This window comes from Rathayibacter sp. PhB127 (genome assembly GCF_003751665.1).
Taxonomy (GTDB): Bacteria; Actinomycetota; Actinomycetes; order Actinomycetales; family Microbacteriaceae; genus Rathayibacter; species Rathayibacter festucae.
The window spans coordinates 576,600-594,794 of record NZ_RKHW01000002.1; the positions used below are offsets into that span (position 1 = coordinate 576,600).

Here is an 18,195-nt window from a genome sequence, read left to right on the forward strand (position 1 = left end):
GGACGCACCGCCGGGTTTGGTAAGGCTTACCTTACCTAAGCCCTCGGCCGCCCCATCGGTACTGTCCGCGAGATGCCACTTGTGCACGCCTTTCACGGCGTGTCGCGTGCACAAGTGGCATCTCGCTCAGACCGTGTGCCCTGAAGAGGGGTGTGTGAAATTTCCTCGCTTAGTGGTCATATAGATGTGGTCGCGGCGCTGGGTCCGACCGACGAATCGAGGGACGGCCATGAAGAGATCGACACGAATCGCTTCCCTCGCAGGAGCAGTTTGGCTGAGCGTCGGGATGGCGGCGACGGCGCAGGCGAACGTCTTCGCGGACAGCTTCGACAAGAACGCCGGCGGGTTCCAGTCGCCGACGTCGACCACCTACCAGACGAAGTACGAGTCGAATCGGAACGGCACCATCCAGCTCCGGGAGATCGGCAGCGACTACAAGATGGACGCGCAGATGTGCCAGGCGCTCGTCAACTGCGACAGAGGCACGAAGATCTTCTCGATCACCGACGACAACATCGTCCACGGGCTCCCGAACAGTTATGAGGCGGGCACCGAGACTCTCACGTCCGCGCTTCGAACGACCCCCTTCACCATCTATCAGGTGCACGTTCGCGGTCAGTGGCAGGCCTGGTAGAGCCGGAGCCCGACCATCGACACGACCGTGCCTTCGCGCTTCGCACTGGTCCTCACCGATCTGCGGTCGTCGTTGCGCTGGCCGCAGGCGCTCCTCGGTGCGATCCTCGTCGTCGGTCCGACGGCTCTCGGGCTGGCGGAGGTGGGCGGCGGTGTCCACCGCGATGAGCTGGACGTCTACTCCCAGTTCATGATCTCCCCGATGATCATCCTCTTCCCCGTCTTCATCACGACGGCCTGCTGCAGCGGCACCGCTGCCGAGATCAGGAACAGGTTCGTCGTCCTCGTCCGCGCGCGAATGGATCTCCGGTCCTACCTGGCGACCCGGATGATGAGCGTCGCCCTCGGAGGATTCGTGCTCGGCTTCGTCGCCGCACTCCTTCCCGGACTGATCGCCTTCGGGATCTGGCCGGAGCTGGGTGCGCCCTTCATCGATCCGGTCGTGTACGGACTCGCACCGGACGAGGTGGAACGGAACGCCCTGGAGCGCGTGAACTACTCGCAGCTGCTCGCCTTCGGCTGGCCGGTGTACCTGATCGGCTACTCCTCGGTGCTGGGTGCCTGGGGCGCGATCACGGCGGTGGCCGGGGTGCTCGCACTGGTCGCACTGAAGAACCTGGGGCTGGCGATGGTGCTGCCCGCAGTGATCTTCTTCGTCGAGACGATGGCTGTCGCTCTGGTCGACCATCCACTTCTCGGATTCATGTACGGAGCCTTCCCGTTCGGTCTCGATCAGGCACCGATGGGCATCATGGTCCTGCCGCTCGCGGTCGCTGGAGCCGCGACGGTTCTCGCCGCACGGCGGATTCTCGGCAGAGCCCAGCGACTCCCGGCGCTGACATGATCGCCTCGCTCTCCCGCCGTGTCCGCCTGCTGCTCGCCGGCTGGGCCCTCGCGGCTGCCGCCGCGTACTCGATCCACCAGCGGATGCTCTGGACCGCGTCGGGTTCCTCGTTCGGATTCGTCGACGTGGCGGTCGAAGTCGTGAACGACCCGCTCTTCGTCTGCTACGGACTGGGAGCGCCGTGGTGCATCGCCTTCTTCCTGGCATCGAGGTCCCTCCCTCCGGAATCCGTGTGCATCAGGGCCGGATCGCTCAGGAACGCGCTCCTCGTCCTCCTGCGCAGCGACGCGGCGAGTGCTGCGGTCGTCCTGTTCGGGGTACTGACGACGTGCTGGGTGTGCTCCCTCGGGCTGGCGAACGACGTCGCGCGCGTGCCCGGATCGGTGACTGCACTGCTCTCGGACGTCGCGCTGCCCCCGCCCGTCGGAGTGCTGCTCCAGCTCCCGCTCCTCCTGCTCTTCCTCGCGACGATCGGGTCCCTCCTCTCCGCCTGCTGGGTGCTCTCAGGCGGGAGTGTCCTCGTCGGGCCGGCGGCGACGGTGCTGCTCGGCTGGTTCGCCGTCTCGGCGGCGGGGGGACTCCCGAGGGACTCCGCCGTCAGCTCGGCGTTCCTCTCCAGTTCCTCGCTCCACCTCGGGCGGCCGTTCGGCGTGCTCGCCGCCGCCGTCGTCCTCCTCTCGATCGAGGTCGTCCTCCTCGGCGCCGTCCGGGTCCAGGATCGCCGGCTGTCCGGAGTTGCGCGGTCCTGGGGTGCCGGATGGGCGGCGTACGTCCTCCTCCTCGGCACGGCCGCGCTCGGGCCGACGGGGCTCCAGTCGGTCTCCGAGGGGAATCCGGCACCCGGGGTCGAGGGGAGAGTCCTCGGTCCTCTCTTCGCGGGCCCGGCGGGCGCTCTCGCACCCACCCTGTTCTCCGTCCTCGTCGTCACGGGCTTCGCGATGACCTGGCAGCTCAGCGAGCTCGATCCCCGACGCCCGATCCTCCGCTGCGAGCTGATCCGGTACGGATCGAGCGGCGCTCGGAATCGGCGACTCGGCGCAGGGCTCCTCGCCCGTGCACTCGGAGTGAGCGCGCTCGTCGGCGCTCTGGCCGGTGCCGAGGCGCTCCTGCGAGGCGCCCCCGGCGAGCTCGCGTCCTTCGCCGACCCCGTGGTGGGCTATCAGCTCCTGGTCAACGGAACGCTGCAGCTGACACTGGTCGCGGTCGCCGCCTCCGCCTTCGCGCCGCTCGCCGGATCGGGCGCGGCCCCCGCGGCCTTCTCGGCCGGATTGGCCTTCCTGCCGAGCGAGCTCCTCGAGGGCAACCCGCTCGGCATCGCGGGTCTGTGGAGGAGCGCGGGGGGCTGGCCGAGCGTCCTCCACGGGACGGCGCTGGCGCTGGGGAGCGCCTGCATCGTCCTCATCGCAGCAGTCATCGCGTCTCGACTGGTCGAGAGGCATCCAAGAACAGAAAGAGGTCGCTCATGACGAACGCCATCACGGTCGAGGGTGTGTCCAAGAGCATCCGCGGGAATCTGCTCTACAGCGAGGTCGCGTTCGAGCTGCGCCGAGGCGGGCTCTACGCCCTCCTCGGTCCGAACGGCTCCGGGAAGTCGGTCCTGCTGCGACTGCTCTGCGGCTTCCTCAGGCCGGACTCGGGCAGCATCAGCGTCGACCCTTCGATCTCGCCGGAGGGGCGGACGTTCCCGGACGGCTTCGGGATCACGATCGACGGCCCCGCCTACATCGCCGGCCTCTCCGCGGAGCAGAACCTCTTGCGACTGGCCGCGATCCGCAGGCGCATCGAAATCGAGGAGATCCGCGCGACGCTCGCCTCGGTACGTCTGCAGAGCACGGGGCGCGCGGCGGTCCGCACCTTCTCCTCGGGGATGAAGCAGAAGCTGTCTCTCGCGCAGGCCCTGATGGAGGAGCCGAAGGTGCTCCTCCTCGACGAGCCGTTCACCGCGCTCGACACGGAGAGCGTCGCGGTCGTCAAGGACGTCCTCCGCGAGCGGGTGGCTCAGGGCGTCACCGTTCTGCTGACGATGCACGGCGAGGCGGACTTCCTCGCCGAGTGCGACGGCGTCCTCCGGATCGAGAACCGCACGATCTCGATGCTCTGACGACCGGTCGTCTCCGCGAGATGCCACTTGTGCACGCCTTTCACGGCGTGTCGCGTGCACAAGTGGCATCTCGCGGGAGGAGGGCAGCGGGGACGACGAAGGCCCCGGCTCGACGTGCGAACCGGGGCCTTCTCGATGTAGCGGGAGCGGGACTTGAACCCGCGACACCACGATTATGAGCCGTGTGCTCTAACCACCTGAGCTACCCCGCCGCACGTTTCCGGAGGCTGGCCTGCCGGGAACGGAGCCCCCTGTGGGAATCGGACCCACTACCTCTTCCTTACCAAGGAAGTGCTCTACCAATGAGCTAAGGGGGCGCACCTGCGGGTCTGACTGCCCTTCTCGGGGCGTGCCCGCGATTTGGCACCGTTAGACGATAGCACCTCCACGGGGCCGTGTTGACCGCGGGGTGGAGGGGGTGGTCCGGGCGGGTTGAACTCGATACGCCCGCTCTGCGGGCTACTCGATCAGCATGAAGGCGCGGGCGGAGCAGCCGCGCAGCGGGGCCTCATGCCGGTCGAGCAGCCGCGCAGCGGCGTATCGGGACCCGGCTACGAGCGGCTCGCCGTGTCGAGTGCGGCCAGCTCCTCCGCCGTCAGCTCGAGCGTCGCGGAGGCGACGAGGGCGGGCAGCTGCTCCATCACGCGGGCGCTCGCGATCGGCGCGGCGACGCCGTCCTGCGAGCGGAGCCAGGCGAGGGCGACGGTCGCGACCTCGGCGTCGTGGGCCGCGGCGGCGGCATCGAGGGCGGCCAGCACCCGGCGCCCGCGGGCGTCGAGGTACTGCGCGGCACCCGAGGCGCGCGGGCTGTCCGGCGTCGAGCCGTCGCGGTACTTGCCCGTCAGGAAGCCGGACGCGAGTGCGTAGTACGGGACGACGGCGAGGCCGGCCTCGCGGGCGAGCGGCAGGACGTCCGCCTCGATGTCGCGCTCGACGAGGTTGTAGTGAGGCTGCACGGCGACCGGCGCGTGCAGGCCCCCCTCCTTCGCGAGGCGCAGCCACTCGGCGATGCGCTCGGCGCTGAAGTTGGAGACTCCGATCGCGCGGACCAATCCCTCGTCGACGAGCTCGGAGAAGACGCGGGCGATGTCCTCGAGCGGCACGGCGTCGTCGTCGAAGTGCGCGTAGTAGAGATCGATCCGGTCGGTGCGCAGGCGCCCGAGCGAGGCGCGCGCGGCCTTGCGGACGTTGTCGGGGGCGAGGCCGGTGAACTCGGGGTGCCGGCTGACCTTGGTCGCGATCACGACGTCGTCGCGGGAGCCCGAGCGGCGCGAGAGCCACTCGCCGATGATCGTCTCCGACTCGCCGCCGTGGTTGCCGGGGACCCAGGCCGAGTAGGAGTCGGCCGTGTCGATGAAGTCGCCGCCCGCGGCGACGTAGCCGTCGAGGACGTCGAAGGAGGTCTGCTTCCCGGCGGTCCAGCCGAAGACGTTGCCGCCGAGGGAGAGCGGGAAGACCTCGATGCCGGAGTCGCCCAGGGGCGCGCGGGTGAGGGAGTCGGGGGACGGAGCTGCGCTGTCGATCGTCATCCCCCGATTCAACTCGCCGCGGGCCGCACTGCCGATCCCCCGCCGCGCATGCGGAGCAAGCACTCAGCCGCCCGCCGCAGGACAGCACCTCCGGCACGCGGAACCTCCTTCGGCACGCCGGAACAGCAGGTTCTCGCGAGCCCGGGCACGTTTCACGAGCCGGAGCCCGCCCGGTTCGATCTCCGGCACGCGAGAACACCTCCGGCTCGTGGAATCAGCTGGTTCTCGCGAGTCCGAGCCGATTCGGCGTGCCGAACGTCCGCGGAAGACGGCGGGCGGGTCGCAGCGGAAGGACCTCCGGCACGCGGAACCAACTCCGGCACGCCGGAACAGCAGGTTCTCGCGAGCCCGGGCACGTTCCACGAGCCGGAGCTGCGCACCGGCGGACCCTCCGGCACGCGGAACCGACTCCGGCACGCCGGAACGGCCGGTTCTCGCGAGCCGGAGGGGGTTCCGCGAGCCGGAGGTGGGGCGGGCCTCGCGCACCCGCTCAGGGCGGCGGGCGTCAGCCGCCGAGCGGGTAGTCCGCGTAGGCGAAGCGGGCCCCGTCCGGCGACCAGCCGGCGACGTTGATCGTGCCCTGGCCGCCGAAGAGCGACTGCACCACCTGGCCCGGCGAGGTGTCGCCGGCCGCGCGCCCCTCGAGCGCGATCAGCCGCAGCTCGACCGGCAGGTTCTCCGGGTGCCCGGCCGTCCCGGCGGGGTAGGCGAGATACAGCAGGTGCGCGCCGTCCGGCGACTCGTGCGGGAACCAGTCGACCGTGTCCGACGCCACGAGCCGCTCGATCCCGGAGCCGTCGCGCCGCATCCGGAACAGCTGGGCGACGCCGCCCTCCCGCTCGGAGTTGAAGTGCAGCCACTCGCCGTCGGCGGAGAAGTCGACGCCGTCGTCCGGGTGCGCGTCGTCGGTCAGCGCGGTGAGCGAGCCGCCCTCGGCCGGCATCGTGTAGACGTTGGTGACCCAGCGGCCGGTGGCGTCCTCGCCGCCGCCGATCAGCGCGAGCAGCCGGCCGTCGGGCGAGACGCCGTGCAGGTAGTGCTTGAAGCGCGGCACGGGGCCCGTGGTCGTGATCCGCCGGGCCGGCGCCGAGCCGTCCAGCGCGACCGCGTAGAGGTGGCCGTCGCGGGCCGAGACGTAGGCGGTGCCGCCGCCGGGAGCGAGAACGTGGTCGTTGTTCAGCTCGTCCGGCACCCCGTCGAGCGGGATCGCCTCGAGCCCGGCGGGACCGACCGGTGCGTCCCCCAGCGGCAGCCGGAACAGCCCGCCGTCCCCGTTGACCACCAGGAACGACCCGTCCGGCGACCAGTTCGGCGCCTCCACGAGCAGCGAGTCGGAGGAGAACACCGTGGTGACCTCGCCGCTCGCGACGTCGAGCACGCGGATCCGGCAGGTCTGGGCGGGGAGCAGTGAGCGGGCCATGCCCCTCACGCTACGGCCCCGCCCGTCACGGCACGGGGAGGGCGGTCGTCAAGCCCGTCCGCACTCAGGTTCCTGCCGCCCGGCCTCCCTTATCCTTGTCTGGACAACTGTGCTGAGTGGTACCGGGGAGGACTGTGTGATGCTCCTCACCCTCGCGATCACGTTCGCCCTCGCGGTGATCACGCCGTGGATCGTCGACCGCTTCGGTCCTAAGGTCTTCTACGCCCTCGCCCTCGTGCCGGCCGCGACCTTCGTCTCGACCGCCGCCTCGCTGCCGACGATCCTCGCCGGCGGGGAGCTGCGCGAGGAGATCCCGTGGATCCCCTCCCTCGACATCTCGCTCTCGTTCCGGCTGGACGCGCTCTCGATCGTCCTGGCGCTCGTCGTCAGCGGCGTCGGCGCCCTCGTCCTCGCCTACTGCGGCAGCTACTTCACGCGCGACGAGCCGTCGCTCGGCCGGTTCGCCGCCCTGCTCTTCGCCTTCGCCGGCGTGATGTACGGGCTGGTCACCGCCGACGACGTGATCATCCTCTTCGTCTTCTGGGAGGCGACGAGCGTCCTCTCCTACCTGCTGATCGGGCACTACAGCGGGCGCAAGGAGAGCCGCGGAGCCGGCCTCCAGGCCCTGCTGGTCACCACTCTCGGCGGCCTGGCCATGCTCGTCGGCGTGATCATCCTCATCGTCGAGTCGGGCACCTCGAGCCTCGCGGGCATCGTCGCCGCGGCTCCCTCCGGCCCGATCGTCTCGGTCGCGCTCGTCCTCGTCCTGCTCGGTGCGTTCTCGAAGTCGGCGCTCGTGCCCTTCCACTTCTGGCTGCCGGCCGCCATGGCCGCGCCCACCCCGGTCAGCGCCTACCTGCACGCCGCCGCGATGGTGAAGGCCGGCATCTACCTGGTCGCGCGCCTCGCGCCGGGCTTCGCCGACGACGCCGTCTGGCTCCCCGTGATCGTCAGCGTCGGCGTCTGGACGATGCTCGTCGGCGGCTGGCGCTCGCTCCGCCAGTACGACCTCAAGCTCGTCCTCGCCTACGGCACCGTCAGCCAGCTCGGCTTCCTCACCGTCGCGGTCGGCTTCGGCTCGCGCGACGCGGCCCTCGCCGGCCTCACCCTGCTGATCGGGCACGCGCTGTTCAAGGCGCTGCTGTTCCTCGCCGTCGGCATCGTCGACCACCGGGCCGGCACCCGCGACCTGCGCAAGCTCAGCGGCCTGGGCCGCCAGGCCCCGGTGCTCGCCGGCGCCGCGCTGCTCGGCGTGCTCTCGATGGCGGGCATCCCGCCGCTGCTCGGCTTCGTCGCAAAGGAGGCGGTCTTCACCAGCCTGCTGTCCGCGATCGAGCAGGGCTCGTTCTGGGCCTGGGTCGCGCTGATCGGCCTCGTCCTCGGCTCGATCCTCACCGTCGCCTACTCGGCCCGCTTCTTCTGGGGCGCGTTCGCCCGCAAGAAGGGCCTCGAGGACACCCACCTGCACGCGGAGCCGTGGACCTTCACCGCGCCCACCGTCGTCCTCGCGGTCGTGAGCCTCGTCGGCGGCATCGGCGCCTCCCTGCTCGACCCGCTCGTCGCGGTCTACGCCGACACGCTCCCCTACGGCGCCCCCGACGCCGACCCGCGGCTCGCCGCGGCGGCCGAGGAGTCCGACCACGGCGGCTACCACCTCGCGCTCTGGCACGGCTTCGAGCCCGCCCTCGCGCTCAGCGCGATCGTGATCGCGATCGGCCTGCTGCTCTTCGCCAAGCGGATCGCGGTCGCGCGGATCCAGTCCAAGGTCCCGAACACCATCGACTCCGCCGAGGGCTACTGGGCCACCGTCCGCTGGCTCGACCGCGTCGCGAGCACCGTCACCGAGTTCGTCCAGCGCGGCTCGCTCCCCCGCTACCTCACGGTGATCTTCGCGGTCTTCGTGCTGGGGGTCGGCGGCGCCGCGGCGCTCAACCGCACCTGGCCCGGCGACCTCGTCTTCTGGGACTCGCCCGGCCAGCTCGCGGTCGCGGCCGTGATGATCCTCGCCGCGATCCTCTGCGCCGTCGCGCGCAACCGCGTCGCCGCCGTGCTGCTCGCCGGCGCGACCGGCTACGGGATGGTCGCGCTCTTCGCCATCCAGGGCGCCCCGGACCTCGCGCTCACCCAGGCGCTGATCGAGACGATCACGCTGGTCGTCTTCGTCCTCGTGCTGCGCCGCCTCCCCACCCGGATCGCGCAGAAGCACCAGCCGATGCGCAAGCGCCTGCGCGCCGTCATCGGCATCGCGGTGGGCGCCGTGATGGCCCTCGCCGCGACGATCGCCCTCGGCGCCCGCACCGCGACCCCGATCTCCGTCGACCTCCCGCGCCTGGCCTACGAGGAGGGCAAGGGACGCAACATCGTCAACGTCCTCCTCGTCGACATCCGCGCCTGGGACACCATGGGCGAGATCTCGGTGCTGGTCGTCGTGGCGACCGGTGTCGCGAGCCTGATCTTCCTCTCCAGCCGGGCCGGCGGCGCTCCGCGCCTCGAGCACCAGAGCGCGGCCGACCGCGAGGAGCGCGCGACCGACCTCACCGCTCCCTCCGCCGACGCGGAGAAGACCGGCGACCGCGGCTCCTGGCTGGTCGCCGGCCGCACGCTGCGCCCCGAGAACCGCTCGATCGTGCTCGAGGTGCTGGTGCGCCTGCTCTTCCACCCCGCGATGATCGTCTCGGTCTACCTGCTCTTCACCGGCCACAACACCCCGGGCGGCGGCTTCGCGGGCGGCCTGCTCGCCGGTCTCGCCCTCGTCGCGCGCTACCTGGCCGGCGGCCGGTTCGAGCTCGGCGAGGCCGCGCCGATCGATGCGGGCAAGGTCCTCGGACTCGGGCTGCTCTTCGCGGTCGGCACCGCCGTCTCCTCGCTCGCCTTCGGCCTCGAGGTGCTCGAGTCGAGCTGGCTCGACCTCTACCTGCCGGTCCTCGGCGAGCTGCACCTGGGCACCTCCACCCTCTTCGACATCGGCGTGTACCTGATCGTGATCGGCCTGACCCTCGACATCCTCCGCAGCCTCGGTGGCGAGGTCGACCGCCACGGCGAGGAGGCCGAGCAGGGCGACCCGTCCGGCGACGGCGTCACCCACTCGACCGACAGCACCCCCGGCCCCGGCGCCGGCACCGTCGACGGCCTCGAGACGAAGCTGCCGACCGGCTCCACGGTCGTCGGCGGACCGGGCAGGGGGGACGACGCATGAGCATCACCCTCGTCCTCGTCGTCGTGATGGCGGTGCTGTACGCCGCGGGCGTCTACCAGATGCTCGAGCGCAGCCTCACCCGCATCCTGATCGGCTTCCTCCTGGTCGGCAACGCGACCAACATCCTGATCCTGCTGATGGCGGGCCGCTCGGGCCTCGCGCCGTTCGTGACCGACGACGGCCGCTCCTACGAGCAGATCGCCGAGGAGATGGCCGACCCGCTGCCGCAGGCGCTGATCCTGACGGCGATCGTGATCACCTTCGGGGTGTCCGCGTTCCTGCTCGCGATGATCTACCGGCGCTGGCGCCTGGCCAACGCGGACCAGGTCGAGAACGACGAGACCGACGCCTCCGTCCGTGAGGACGCGGCCGGCATCTCGGCGCAGACCACGGCCGACGACCGGGCCCTGGACGTCCTGCTCGAATCGAGCGACGAGGGCACCGCCGCCAAGCACGGCGAGAGCGCCATGACCGACGACAGGAAGGAGGACCGATGAACGTGCTGATCCCCCTCGTCGTCACCCTCCCCCTGCTGGGAGCCGCCGTCGCCCTCGTGCTCGGCCGGCACCGCCGCGCGCAGATCACGGTCAACATCGTCACGCTGTCCGCGGTCCTGGTGATCTCCTCCGTGCTGCTCGTCCTGGTCCTCACCGGCCAGGAGGGCGGCAGCGCGGTCTACGTCGGCGGCTGGGAGCCGCCGTGGGGCATCGTGCTGGTCGTCGATCCGCTCGCCGCCCTGATGCTCGTGATCACCTCGGTCACGCTGCTCGGCGTCCTGCTGTTCTCGGTCGGCCAGGGCCTGGTCGACGGCAATCGCGAGACGCCGGTCACGATCTTCCACCCGACCTACCTGATCCTCTCGGCCGGCATCCTCAACGCCTTCGTCGCCGGTGACCTCTTCAACCTCTACGTCGGCTTCGAGATCCTGCTCGCGGCGAGCTACGTGCTGATCACCCTGGGCGGCACCGCGCCGCGGATCCGCGCGGGCACGACCTACGTGGTCGTCAGCCTGGTCTCGAGCGTGTTCTTCCTCTCCGCGATCGGCCTGCTCTACGGCGCCACCGGCACCGTCAACATGGCGCAGCTGTCGATCCGCATCGCCGAGCTGCCCGCCGACGTCCAGCTCGTGCTGCACGTGGTGCTGCTGCTCGGCTTCGGGATCAAGGCCGCGGTCTTCCCGCTGTCGTTCTGGCTGCCGGACTCCTACCCCACCGCTCCGGCGCCGGTCACGGCCGTCTTCGCCGGCCTGCTCACCAAGGTCGGCGTCTACGCGCTGATCCGCACCGAGACGCTGCTCTTCCCGGGCGGCAGGCTCATGGAAGTGCTGATGGTGGTCGCGCTGCTGACGCTGGTGGTCGGCATCCTCGGCGCGGTCGCGCAGGCGGACATCAAGCGGATGCTCTCCTTCACCCTGGTCTCGCACATCGGCTACATGGTCTTCGGCATCGCGATCGGCACGGAGGCGGGCTACGCCGCGACGATCTTCTACGTGATCCACCACATCACCGTGCAGACGACCCTGTTCCTCGCGACCGGGCTGATCGAGCGCGTCGGCGGCACCACCTCGATCCTCCGGCTCGGCGGGCTCCTGAAGGCCTCGCCGCTGCTCGCGCTGCTCTACTTCATCCCCGCGATGAACCTCGGCGGCATCCCGCCGTTCACCGGCTTCCTCGGCAAGGTCGGCCTCTTCGTCGCCGGCACCGAGTCGGCCGCGGACCAGCCCTCCTGGCTGATCTGGGCGGTCATCGCCGCGGGCGCCGTCACCTCGCTGCTCACCCTCTACGCGGTCGCCCGCGTCTGGAACATGGCGTTCTGGCGCCGCCAGGAGGAGGTGCCCGGCTACGAGTCCCCGCTGATCGACCAGCTGCAGGAGGACCCGCACGACACGGGCACGGTCCGCACCCGGCACTCCCCGCCGATGATGGTCCTCGCGACCGCCGGCATGGTCGTCTTCGGCGTGGGCCTCACGATCGCCGCCGGCCCGCTCTACGACGCCAGCGAGCAGGCCGCCGCCGCGGTCGCCGACCCGTCCACCTACATCGCCACGGTCTACCGCGACTCGTCCTTCGGAGAGGAGGGCCCCCGATGAGCCCCCGCCGCCGCGTCGACTTCTGGAACCGGTTCGCGATGTTCGTGACGCTCGTCGGCATCTGGGTGCTGCTCTGGGACGACGTGTCGGTGCTCTCGATCGTCTCGGGCTTCCTGGTCGCGCTGATCATCACCCGCGTCTTCTACCTGCCGCCGGTGGAGTTCTCCAACCGGGTGAACCCCTGGCACCTGCTGGTCTTCCTGCTGCGCCTCACCTACGACATTGCGGTCGCCTCCGTGCGCGTCTCGTACCAGATCCTCACCCTGCCGGTCCCCGTGCACAACGCGATCGTCGCCGTGCACCTGCGCAGCCGCTCCGAGGGGATGCTGGTCTGGACGACCGAGGCCGTCTCGCTCGTCCCCGGCTCGCTCGTGATCGACGTCGACCCCCAGCTGAACGTCCTCTACCTGCACGTGCTCGGGGTCACTCACGACGAGGGCCACCGGATCGACGAGGTCCGCCGCACGGTCCTGCGCACCGAGGCGCGCATCGTCCGCGCGATCGGCTCGCGCGAGGACGTCGCCCGGGTCAGCGCGCCGCTCGGCGAGAACGCGGGGGTGCTCCGATGATCGAGTGGCTCGTCTGGATCCTGGTCCCGATCTTCGGAGCGGCCGCCCTGCTCGCGCTCGTGCGCATCCTGATCGGCCCGTCGGTCCTGGACCGCGTGGTCGCCGCCGACGTGCTGGTGGCGACGATCCTCTGCGGCCTCGGTGCCGAGATGGCGATCAACCACCACGCGACGACGCTGCCGGTCGCGCTCGGGCTCGCCCTGTTCGCGGTGTTCGGCTCGATCAGCGTCGCCAAGTTCATGGCCAACCGCGAGGAGGACTGACATGGACGTCTTCTTCGACGTCGTCACCGCCGTGCTCGTCACCGTCGGCGCCCTGCTCTCGCTGGTCGCCGCGATCGGCCTGCTCCGCTTCGGCGATCTGCTCTCGCGGATGCACGCGGGCACGAAGCCCCAGGTGCTCGGCATCATCTGCGTGATGCTCGCCGTCGCGATCCGGAACCCCGGCTTCGCCGCCGCGGGCACCGTCGTCCTGGTGATCGGCTTCCAGCTGCTGACCGTGCCGATCTCGGCGCACATGGTCGGCCGCGCGGCCTACCGGGCCGAGGCCGTCTCCACCGGGTTCCTCGTCTCGGACGAGCTCGCCGACGCCGTGCAGCGCGCGGACGACGCCTCGCGGGCGACCGGTCCGGAGACGGCGCACGCCTCCGAGGAGGCCGCCGAGCGCTCGAGCGCGCCGCAGCCCGAGGACGAGGACGGCCCGGCCGCGACCGCCTAGCCGCCGGTCATCGTCCGCAGCGCGTAGCCGCCGACGGCGAGCGTCACCGCGAACAGCCCGCCGATCAGCAGCACGAGCAGCGGCACCACCCAGAGCAGGGCCCTCCGGCGTCGGGCGCGGGCGGCTTCCGGGGTCTCTTCGCTCACCCGTCGACCCTAGGCCAGGCGGCGCCTCCGCCGGGCCGGGTGCTTCCGGGGCGCCCGCTACCCTTGATGCCATGACCCTGGACTCCGCTCTCTCCGGCGCGCCCGAGAACTCCCCTGCTCCCGGGAGCTCCCCCGTCTCGTTCCCGGAGGCGGCCGGCCGGCCCGGTGCGGAGTGGTGGCGCACCGCGGTCATCTACCAGATCTACCCGCGGTCCTTCGCGGACGCCGACGGCGACGGGATCGGCGACCTCCCCGGCATCACCTCGCGCCTGGACAGTCTCGCCGAGCTCGGCATCGACGCGATCTGGCTCTCGCCGTTCATGACCTCCCCGCAGAAGGACGCCGGCTACGACGTCGCCGACTACTGCGACGTCGATCCGCTGTTCGGCACGCTGGGCGACTTCGACGCGATGCTCGCCCGCGCCCACGCGCTCGGCATCCGCGTGATCGTCGACCTCGTCCCCAACCACTCCTCGAGCGCGCACCGCTGGTTCCAGGCCGCCCTGGCCGCTCCCGCCGGCAGCGACGAGCGCGCCCGCTACCTCTTCCGCGACGGCCGCGGCGCCACCGGCGAACTGCCGCCGAACAACTGGGAGTCGGTCTTCGGCGGCCCCGCCTGGACCCGGGTCACCGAGCCCGACGGCACCCCCGGCCAGTGGTACCTGCACCTCTTCGACACCTCGCAGCCCGACTTCGACTGGACGAACGAGTGGGTCCGCGAGCGCTTCCGCGAGGTCCTGCGCTTCTGGCTGGACCGCGGCGTCGACGGCTTCCGCGTCGACGTGGCGCACGGGATGATCAAGGCCGAGGGCCTGCCCGACTACACCCCGCCCGCCGACAGCGGCTCGATGGGCGGCGTGGCGCCCGGCGACGACGCCGAGCCCGTCACCGCTCCCTACTGGGCGCAGGACGGCGTGCACGAGATCTACCGCGACTGGCACGCGCTGCTCGCCGAGTACCCGGCCGACCGCGTCCTCTGCGCGGAGGCGTGGGTGCAGCCGCTCTCGAAGCTCGCCCGCTGGGTGCGCCCCGACGAGATGCACCAGGCCTTCAACTTCGCCTACCTCGAGACGCCGTGGGGCGGACCCGCGCTGCGCGACATCATCGACTCCTCGCTGAGCTCGTTCGCCGCGGTCGGCGCGCCGTCCACCTGGGTGCTCTCGAACCACGACGTGGTGCGTCACGCGAGCCGCCTCGCCCTCACCGCCGACAACCCGCAGGGCTACGGCATCGGCCCGCGCACCCCGGGCCTGCCCGATCCGGTGCTCGGCCTCCGCCGTGCGCGGGCCGCGACCGCGCTGATGCTCGCGCTGCCCGGCTCCGCCTACGTCTACCAGGGCGAGGAGCTCGGCCTGCCCGAGGCGATCGACCTGCCCGACGCGGCGCGCCAGGACCCGACCTGGTTCCGCACCGGCGGCGAGCGCTACGGCCGCGACGGCTGCCGCGTGCCCCTGCCCTGGGAGGCGGACGCGCCCGCCTACGGCTTCAACGACTCCGGCGACTCCTGGCTCCCGCAGCCCGGCGACTGGGCGCCGTTCGCGCGGGACCGCCAGGCCGGCGTCGAGGGGTCGACCCTCGAGCTCTACCGGGCGCTCCTCGCGGTGCGCCGCGCGGAGGACCTCGGCTCGGGCTCGATCGAGTGGCTCGAGGGCTACCCGGAGGAGGTCGTGGCGTTCCGGAACGGCGGCGTCACCGTCATCGCCAACACCGGCTCGGCGCCGGTGGAGCTCCCGGTCGGCACGGTCGTGCTCGCCTCGGAGGAGCTGCACGAGCCGGCGCTGCCGGGCGACACGACGGTCTGGCTGCGCCAAGACTGACGTCCCAGAGTTCGATCTGCAGGCGATCGGCCGCCGCGGGCTGCGCTCCCGCGGCGGAACGGGCGCTGCGGCGCGGATCGCCTGCAGACCGAACAGGAGCGGGCGGGCCCGCGGTGGCTCAGCGCCCGGCGTTCGCCTTCAGCCAGAGGTACGAGTCCACCTTGGTCACGCCGTCGAGGCGGATCTCGAAGTGCAGGTGCGGTCCGGTCGACATGCCGGTCGTGCCGACGAGGCCGAGCAGCTGGCCGACCTTGACCGGGTCGCCCTCGTTGACCGCCGCGCTGCCGTGCTGCATGTGCGCGTAGACGCTGGAGACGAGCTGGCCGTCGATCTCGTGGTCGACGATGACGTGCACGCCGAGCGAGCCCTCGCCGTCGATCACGGTGCGGACCACGCCGTCGGCGATCGCCTGGATCGGCGAGCCGTTGCCGGGATTGAAGTCCGTGCCGCCGTGGTTGACCGAGCACCCCGCGCAGTTGCGGTAGCCGAAGCGGTCGCCCACCGGCACGCCGACGGCGAAGGGCCACTGGATCGAGGCGTTCGGGTCGTTGGTGAAGCCCGCGTCGGAGGTGCGGCCGATGGCGGCGATGTCCGTCTGCGTCTTGCGCTCCTGCACGCCGAAGCCGTCGCGGGCGACGGTCTCGGCGCTGACCTCGCCGGTCGTGAAGGACTGCGCGCCGCGGTCGACGGTGCCGCCGGGCGCGACGACGAGGTTCTGCGCCTGCACCTCCTCGGCCGTGAGGAGCGACGTGGCCGGCAGCGAGGTCGCCGCCACCATCGCGGCGACGAACGACAGCGCGACGAGCCCGCCGATCCGGCGGCTGGACCGCACGGGTCGCAGCGGCGCGACGCGGGGTGCGGAGACGGGCGCCGGCGGCGCGGAGCGGACGGAGGCGACGCGCAGCTCGGCATCGCGGAGCTCGGCCGGGCCGACCGTCACTCCCTCGGCCTGGACGTCGGCAGCCAGGGCCTGAGCGCGCTCGCGCTCGCGCAGCTCGCGACGGGTGAGGGGTGGGAGGGATTCGCCGGGAGTCGATGCGTGGGCAGCGGGCAAGGGCGAATCGGGGCTCACGAAATCCGGATCTTCCGTCGGGGGCAGGGGACGAGGGGCACTCCGCCAGGGAGTCGAAGCGCTTCTCGGGGATCCGCGACCGCATCCTGTGCGAATGTCACGAATTCATAAAGGATAACCACGGACTCCCGATCCGGCCAGAGCGGGTCGCGCAGAGGCCGGATCCTCGTCGCCGGATCCGCGCTCGGCGCTCGGATCCTGCGCGATCATGCGCGCGCATGCACCGACTCCGCGCAGACCGGTCCCCGATCAGACCTCGTCGGCGCGCAGCCGCCGCAGCAGAGCCTCGAGCTCGCTGAAGATCGGATCCGGGGCCGCGATCAGCAGCCCGTTGCCCGCCGGGCGGCCGTCGAAGCCGGCGACGACGGCCCCGGCCTCCTCCGCCACGAGGGCGCCCGCCGCGAGGTCCCACGGGTTCAGCCCGCGCTCGTAGTACGCGTTCAGCGACCCCGAGGCCACCGCGCAGAGGTCGAGCGCCGCCGAGCCGATGCGGCGGATGTCGCGCACCGAGCCGAGCAGCTCCTGCACGACAGCACCCTGGCGCATCCGGCGCCCGGCGTCGTAGCCGAAGCCCGTGCCGACCAGCGCCAGCGAGAGCGAGGCGGGCGGAGTGACGTGCAGCGCGACCCCGTCGCGCTCGGCCCCGCCGCCCCGGCTCGCGGTGTACACCTCGCCGGTCGCACCGTTGACGACGGCCCCGGCGAGCGCCGTCCACGTCTCCGGCTCCGGCTCGCCCTCGACGACCGCGATGCTGACCGCGTAGGAGGGGATGCCGTAGAGGTAGTTGACCGTGCCGTCGATCGGATCGACGACCCAGGTGAGCCCGCTCGTCCCGCCGCCCGCGCCCGACTCCTCGCCGAGGAAGCCGTCGTCCGGCCGCGCCTCGGCGAGCCTGCGGCGGATCAGCTGCTCGACCTCGCGGTCGGCGGCCGTGACCACGTCCTCCGGCGACGACTTCGAGGCGGCGATCTCGACCCCGTCCTGGCGGCGCTGCCGGGCGAGGTGCGCCGCCTCGACGGCGATCGAGCGGGCGATGGCGAGGAGGGAGGCGTGGGCGCTCATGCGTCCAGCCTAGGGACCGGCCGGGCGGGCGGGGACGAACGCAGGCGGGGCAGACGGCGACCGGACCTGCGGAGGATCATGGGGGCATGAGCGCCGCCGTGACCCCTCAGCCCCCGATCGCCGTGACCGGAGCCACCGGGGCGGTGGGCGGCCGCGTCGCGCGCCTGCTCGCCGACGCCGGCCTCCCCCTCCGCCTCCTCGCCCGCGACCCCTCGCGTGCGCCCGAGCTGCCGGGGGCGACGGCCGTCCGCTCCTCCTTCACCGACCCGGGCGATGCGCTCGACGGCGTCCGGCTCCTGCTGATGGTGTCCGCGGCCGAGAACGAGGACCGGCTCGCCGAGCACCTCTCGATGGTCGCGGCCGCCGCCGCCGCGGGCGTCGAGCAGGTCGTCTACACGTCCTTCGCCGGCGCCTCCCCCACCGCGACCTTCACGCTCGCGCGCGACCACGCCGCGACGGAGGAGGCGATCCGCGCCTCCGGGATGGACTGGACCTTCCTCCGCGACAACCTCTATCTGGACTTCGTCCCCGCGATGCTCGGCGACGACGGCGCGATCCGCGGCCCGGCCGGCTCCGGCCGCGCGGCGATCGTCGCCCGCGAGGACGTCGCCCGCGCCGCCGCCGCGATCCTGCGCGCCCCGGAGGAGCACCGCGGCGCGACCTACGAGCTCACCGGCCCCGAGGCCCTCACCTTCGACGAGATCGCCGCGGTCCTCACCGTCGCCGGCCGCCCCGCCGTCTTCGTCGACGAGACCCTCGAGGAGGCGCGCGCCTCCCGCCGCCGCTGGAACGCCCCCGACTGGCAGCTCGACGCCTGGATCAGCACCTACACCGCCGTCGCCGCCGGCGAGATGCAGCACGTCTCCGGCGACGTCGAGCGCCTGACGGGCCGCGCCCCGCTCTCCCTCGCGCAGTTCCTCGCGGCGTCGCGCTGACACTCCTCCGGGCATCGAGACACGATGCGCGCTAATATTGCCCCCATAAACAATGTCTCAGTACC

The 18,195-nt window shown here is 71.8% G+C and carries 17 protein-coding genes and 2 tRNA genes; 12 read left to right on the plus strand and 7 right to left on the minus strand.

Going from position 1 to position 18,195, the window contains the following annotated elements:
* Positions 1–286: 286 nt before the first annotated feature.
* The 4 genes from EDF22_RS13055 to EDF22_RS20865 are packed head-to-tail and all read left to right on the plus strand — an operon-like array spanning position 287 to position 3,578.
* The gene (locus EDF22_RS13055; RefSeq protein WP_123447840.1) at positions 287–634 is read left to right on the plus strand and encodes a hypothetical protein; all 348 of its coding nucleotides are present in this window, start codon (positions 287–289) and stop codon (positions 632–634) included.
* Between the two features lie 27 nt (positions 635–661).
* Entirely contained in the window at positions 662–1,477 is an 816-nt protein-coding gene (locus EDF22_RS13060) for a hypothetical protein (RefSeq protein ID WP_123705317.1), read from the plus strand.
* Entirely contained in the window at positions 1,474–2,943 is a 1,470-nt protein-coding gene (locus EDF22_RS20860; RefSeq protein ID WP_185038917.1) for a hypothetical protein, read from the plus strand. The genes EDF22_RS13060 and EDF22_RS20860 overlap by 4 nt, the downstream gene beginning before the upstream one ends.
* Complete coding sequence (locus EDF22_RS20865) at positions 2,940–3,578, plus strand: ATP-binding cassette domain-containing protein (protein WP_185038919.1); 639 nt, start codon at positions 2,940–2,942, stop codon at positions 3,576–3,578. Before EDF22_RS20860 ends, EDF22_RS20865 begins: the two co-directional genes overlap by 4 nt.
* A 138-nt stretch (positions 3,579–3,716) precedes the next feature.
* On the opposite strand, the gene EDF22_RS13070 is transcribed toward EDF22_RS20865, so the two are convergent.
* The 4 genes from EDF22_RS13070 to EDF22_RS13085 form a co-directional block, all read right to left on the minus strand.
* Positions 3,717–3,790 (minus strand) — tRNA-Met (locus EDF22_RS13070).
* A gap of 33 nt (positions 3,791–3,823) precedes the next feature.
* Positions 3,824–3,895, minus strand: a tRNA-Thr gene (locus EDF22_RS13075).
* A 234-nt stretch (positions 3,896–4,129) separates the two neighbouring features.
* Positions 4,130–5,107, minus strand: a complete 978-nt coding sequence (locus EDF22_RS13080) for an aldo/keto reductase (protein WP_123705318.1) — start codon at positions 5,105–5,107, stop codon at positions 4,130–4,132.
* A 505-nt stretch (positions 5,108–5,612) separates the two neighbouring features.
* Positions 5,613–6,527, minus strand: a complete 915-nt coding sequence (locus EDF22_RS13085; protein ID WP_123705319.1) for a PD40 domain-containing protein — start codon at positions 6,525–6,527, stop codon at positions 5,613–5,615.
* A gap of 139 nt (positions 6,528–6,666) precedes the next feature.
* Here EDF22_RS13085 and EDF22_RS13090 point away from each other — a divergent pair, with 139 nt between their 5' ends.
* The 6 genes from EDF22_RS13090 to mnhG are packed head-to-tail and all read left to right on the plus strand — an operon-like array spanning position 6,667 to position 13,098.
* On the plus strand, positions 6,667–9,723 hold the full coding sequence (locus tag EDF22_RS13090; protein ID WP_123705320.1) for a Na+/H+ antiporter subunit A: 3,057 nt from the start codon (positions 6,667–6,669) through the stop codon (positions 9,721–9,723).
* Entirely contained in the window at positions 9,720–10,220 is a 501-nt protein-coding gene (locus EDF22_RS13095; protein ID WP_123705321.1) for a Na(+)/H(+) antiporter subunit C, read from the plus strand. Before EDF22_RS13090 ends, EDF22_RS13095 begins: the two co-directional genes overlap by 4 nt.
* Positions 10,217–11,812, plus strand: a complete 1,596-nt coding sequence (locus EDF22_RS13100) for a Na+/H+ antiporter subunit D (RefSeq protein ID WP_123705322.1) — start codon at positions 10,217–10,219, stop codon at positions 11,810–11,812. The genes EDF22_RS13095 and EDF22_RS13100 overlap by 4 nt, the downstream gene beginning before the upstream one ends.
* The gene (locus tag EDF22_RS13105) at positions 11,809–12,381 is read left to right on the plus strand and encodes a Na+/H+ antiporter subunit E (RefSeq protein ID WP_123705323.1); all 573 of its coding nucleotides are present in this window, start codon (positions 11,809–11,811) and stop codon (positions 12,379–12,381) included. Before EDF22_RS13100 ends, EDF22_RS13105 begins: the two co-directional genes overlap by 4 nt.
* A complete protein-coding gene (locus EDF22_RS13110; RefSeq protein ID WP_123705324.1) occupies positions 12,378–12,644 on the plus strand; it encodes a monovalent cation/H+ antiporter complex subunit F in 267 nt (88 codons plus the stop codon). The genes EDF22_RS13105 and EDF22_RS13110 overlap by 4 nt, the downstream gene beginning before the upstream one ends.
* Position 12,645: 1 nt before the next feature.
* Positions 12,646–13,098, plus strand: a complete 453-nt coding sequence (gene mnhG / locus EDF22_RS13115; RefSeq protein WP_123705325.1) for a monovalent cation/H(+) antiporter subunit G — start codon at positions 12,646–12,648, stop codon at positions 13,096–13,098.
* Here the strand turns inward: mnhG and EDF22_RS20870 are convergent.
* Positions 13,095–13,244, minus strand: coding sequence for a hypothetical protein (locus tag EDF22_RS20870; protein WP_159422145.1), 150 nt, complete (start codon positions 13,242–13,244; stop codon positions 13,095–13,097). The genes mnhG and EDF22_RS20870 overlap by 4 nt on opposite strands.
* A 71-nt stretch (positions 13,245–13,315) precedes the next feature.
* Between EDF22_RS20870 and EDF22_RS13120 the strand changes: the two genes are divergently transcribed.
* On the plus strand, positions 13,316–15,061 hold the full coding sequence (locus tag EDF22_RS13120; RefSeq protein WP_123705326.1) for an alpha-amylase family glycosyl hydrolase: 1,746 nt from the start codon (positions 13,316–13,318) through the stop codon (positions 15,059–15,061).
* A gap of 118 nt (positions 15,062–15,179) precedes the next feature.
* Here EDF22_RS13120 and EDF22_RS13125 read toward each other — a convergent pair whose 3' ends face one another.
* A complete protein-coding gene (locus EDF22_RS13125; protein WP_148059187.1) occupies positions 15,180–16,115 on the minus strand; it encodes a M23 family metallopeptidase in 936 nt (311 codons plus the stop codon).
* A 267-nt stretch (positions 16,116–16,382) separates the two neighbouring features.
* Entirely contained in the window at positions 16,383–17,195 is an 813-nt protein-coding gene (locus EDF22_RS13130) for an inositol monophosphatase family protein (protein ID WP_123705328.1), read from the minus strand.
* An 86-nt stretch (positions 17,196–17,281) separates the two neighbouring features.
* Here EDF22_RS13130 and EDF22_RS13135 point away from each other — a divergent pair, with 86 nt between their 5' ends.
* Positions 17,282–18,130: an SDR family oxidoreductase gene (locus EDF22_RS13135; protein WP_123705329.1), complete on the plus strand. Its 849-nt coding sequence runs from the start codon at positions 17,282–17,284 to the stop codon at positions 18,128–18,130.
* The last annotated feature ends 65 nt before the right edge of the window (positions 18,131–18,195 follow it).